Here is a 278-nt window from a genome sequence, read left to right on the forward strand (position 1 = left end):
TGGACAACTCGATGCCGCCTCCTGAGCTGAGGGATGCGATGCGCCTGTTCAAGGCGGACGCCGAGGCCGCCCAGGTGATTGACCGGATGCAAGGCACAGCAAGTTTGAGAGAGCTGACCCGGCAGCAGGTTTTCGAAAGGATCTATAAGGGCGAGGAACCTGCGGACGGTCGTATCAGGATTTTGCAGCGTGAGTGCCCTGGCCTTAGCGAGGCTGCCGCCCAAGAGGTCATCGCCCACGGAAGCGCTGCCGATCTCGCCCGCTTTGACGCAAGGCGC

1 protein-coding gene is annotated in these 278 nt (G+C 62.2%); it reads left to right on the forward strand.

The genetic code is table 11. The features are described 5' to 3' along the window. Positions 1-278, forward strand: a 278-nt coding sequence (locus tag AB2L51_RS15155; protein WP_400922658.1) for a hypothetical protein, incomplete at both ends; no start/stop codon positions are given.

It is taken from the genome of Acetobacter fabarum, assembly GCF_040702925.2.
Lineage (GTDB): Bacteria > Pseudomonadota > Alphaproteobacteria > Acetobacterales > Acetobacteraceae > Acetobacter > Acetobacter fabarum_B.